Source organism: uncultured Bacteroides sp. (assembly GCF_902491285.1).
GTDB lineage: Bacteria > Bacteroidota > Bacteroidia > Bacteroidales > Bacteroidaceae > Bacteroides.
Map to the genome: position 1 here is coordinate 1 of NZ_CABUHK010000168.1, position 3,305 is coordinate 3,305.

The following is a 3,305-nucleotide window of genomic DNA, read 5'->3' on the forward strand; positions in this document are numbered from 1 at the left end:
TTTGATAGATTATGATATTTTATAAAAAGGTTCGAGAGACTCCCTCCAGCTCCACTTTATACTAATTATTAGTATTTATAAAAAGAACACTCAATATTGCAAAAGTAATATTGAGTGTTCTTTTATGATGGGGGTATCAATGGGATTTTATTACCTCTTGCGAACCATTTATTTTTATATCCGTATCAGGCAATAATCTTTTAATACGTTCTATTCCCTCTTTAGTAATCTTTCCATATAAACTCAACGATCCGATTTTTATCTTTGATATTTCGTCCGGTATATTGATTGTATCGATAAATTGGATATCCAGCCTTTTTATTTCTTTGAGTTCCAACAGTACAGCCGGAAATTCTTTTACTCTGATATTGATGCCGCTTCCCCAGCCTGCATTTTGAGAATCAGCACTCAATTTACTTTTTAATCCCTCCTTGTTAACATCTTTTTTCCTGATCATCCAGCCGATTTGCGGTCGCAGAGCAAAAGTCTTATTATTTTGTTCTAATCCGATGAAGCCTGCCCAGAATTCTAATGGAGTTTCTTTGACAGCATTGCTATATACTTCCAGATACTTTACATCTACCTTCACTATTTCATCAGGGAGACAATTTGTGCCTTCTAGCTGTTTCAGATTATTTCTTTTCCCTTCCTTATCATAAGGGAAAAACTTCACGATCCATCCATCAATAATGTTTGGGGCTCCATATCGTTTCTGTGAATGATATTTAAACATATTGCGCCAAAAGTCCTTATTAACCTCCCCTTTGGATGCTTTGACGAATTCTTCCAAAAGAGGTTCCAGTTCAGAAATCCACCATTCGAGTTTATATTCTTTCAATCCTTTGGCTTTGTGCAGTAGTTTTTCCCAGTCCTCCGGTGTTCCTTCGAGAGTTATTTCAGGTATTCCACAGACAATGCGTATGATTATAAACTCAAAGTAAGGTTTTACAGCTTCCATGATTGTTATTTCGGAAGCAACTTTCTCTAAAGAGGTAGTCGTTGAGAAATTGCAGGTGAGAAGTTCGGTCAGATGTTTGCCGGCATATTGGGATATTTGTTCAGTAAATTGCGGAAAGATTTTTTCCCATGAAAGAGTAGGGTCCTCCAGTTTTTTATCTTCTCTCACAATTAAGGATAGTTTGCCGGAGAAATCAACAAGCTCATTTCTCATAGATTCCTGATTGGCATTGATATGCCGTGCAAATCCCTGGCTGATTAATAGCCAAATCATATCCGGGGACAATACAAATGGCCTGTGATCCGCATAAGCCTGATACATACCGTTGAAAAAAGAATTAGGGCCAAAAGAAACGAGACTGTCGGGAGATTCGCTCTTTGCAATGATATGATAAGGAACCTCGATATTCTTCTTTTTTATCTCATAAGGCTCTATGTTCATATCTGATAATATAAGACTTTCGTAAATTTCATTCGGGGAGTGTAGATGAAGTAATTCTTCAGGCTTTGAAAGCTTTTCGACCTTAAAAGTGATTCCACCATTTTGAGCGAATGTGGAAACACTGCAAAATATGAATAAGCAAAATAATGTGTTTTTCATAATCTTAAAGAGTTGTATGGTGGCACAAACTTATTAACTACCTCTATATTTTGAATAGACGATATGCAAATATAATATTATAAGAACTGTCTTTGACAAGATATTGAATGTTTTTTTGACTTATATCTATAAAAATCATAAGCATATTATTTCTTGAACCGATAAGCAGGATTTATTCAGGAATTTATAGTAAGTTTGCTCTGCTAATCCTAAACAATGACGCAGAGAAAGATTATACATATCGACATGGATGCCTTCTATGCCTCTGTAGAACAGCGTGATAATCCAGAACTTCGTGGCAAGCCTTTAGCGGTAGGTCATGCAGAAGAGAGGGGAGTCGTGGCTGCTGCTAGCTATGAAGCCCGGCGTTACGGTGTCCGTTCCGCTATGGCTTCGCAAAAGGCGAAGCGACTTTGTCCCCAACTCATTTTTGTACCTGGCAGGATGGATGTTTATAAATCCGTTTCCCGTCAGATACATGAGATTTTCCACGAATATACAGACCTCATCGAACCTCTGTCTTTGGATGAGGCTTTTCTGGATGTTACTGAAAACAAGAAAGATATTTCCCTAGCTGTGGATATAGCCAAGGAAATAAAGCGGAAGATTCGCGAGCAACTCAACCTTGTTGCCTCTGCCGGAGTATCTTATAATAAATTTTTAGCTAAAATAGCTTCGGACTATCGCAAACCGGACGGCTTATGTACTATTCACCCGGAACAAGCTCTTGATTTTATCGCCTGTCTTCCTATTGAATCTTTCTGGGGAGTGGGACCTGTGACTGCCAGGAAGATGCATTTGCTGGGTATCCACAACGGACTTCAACTACGGAAATGTTCTCTTGAAATGCTGACTGGTCATTTTGGAAAAGCAGGTACGCTGTATTATGAATGTTCGCGAGGCATTGACGAACGCCCTGTCGAAGCAATTCGTATTCGTAAATCTATCGGCTGTGAACGTACATTGGAACGGGACATTTCGGCCCGTTCATCGGTCATAATCGAATTATATCACGTTGCAGTAGAACTGATTGAACGTCTCCAGCGAAAAGACTTCAAAGGAAACACGCTTACCTTGAAAATTAAGTTTCATGATTTTAGCCAGATCACCCGAAGCCTTACTCAATCGCAGGAACTGACTACCTTAGACCGGGTACTCCCGCTTGCCAAGGAACTGCTTAAAAGTGTGGAATATGAACAACATCCAATCCGTCTCATCGGGCTTTCTGTCTCCAATCCGAAAGAAGAAGCCGATGAGCAACACGGTGTTTGGGAACAGTTGAGTTTTGAATTTAGCGATTGGGATTAAGGTATGAAAAACGGGAAGAGAACAGGATGTCAAAATAGAGCCTTTATTTGGACTAAACAGAGGCTCTGTTTAAGGAAGACAGAGCCGCTGTTTAGCTAAAATTGCACCTCTGTTTTCTTGGAACGGAATCTCTGTATTTTGAGAAGAAATCTCTGTTTAAATATGAGTGAAATCGATTATTCTATAACCTAAAAGCTTAAAATGAAGCAATTATGAGTACAAATTTTGAAGTATGTACTTTTTTGTCATTAGGTTCGTATGATTTGCTCACCTCATTTTTTATCAGATACACTATCTTTGCAATACTTAAATGAATGAAAATACCATGACTCGAATGAAACATTTGCTTTGTGTTTTTCTGGTAGCAGCTTTGGGAAGTCTTTCTTTCAAGGCAAACGCATATACCGAACGCAATATGCTGCAGAAAGCGGCAGACGAA

The 3,305-nt window shown here is 38.7% G+C and carries 2 protein-coding genes; one reads left to right on the top strand and one right to left on the bottom strand.

The annotated features are described in order from the left end of the window. Positions 1-136: 136 nt before the first annotated feature. Entirely contained in the window at positions 137-1,558 is a 1,422-nt protein-coding gene (locus RDN93_RS21855) for a DUF4419 domain-containing protein (protein WP_308747414.1), read from the bottom strand. Positions 1,559-1,774: 216 nt separating this feature from the next. Between RDN93_RS21855 and dinB the strand changes: the two genes are divergently transcribed. Continuing rightward, positions 1,775-2,866, top strand: coding sequence for a DNA polymerase IV (dinB, locus tag RDN93_RS21860; RefSeq protein ID WP_308747415.1), 1,092 nt, complete (start codon positions 1,775-1,777; stop codon positions 2,864-2,866). Positions 2,867-3,305: the final 439 nt, after the last annotated feature.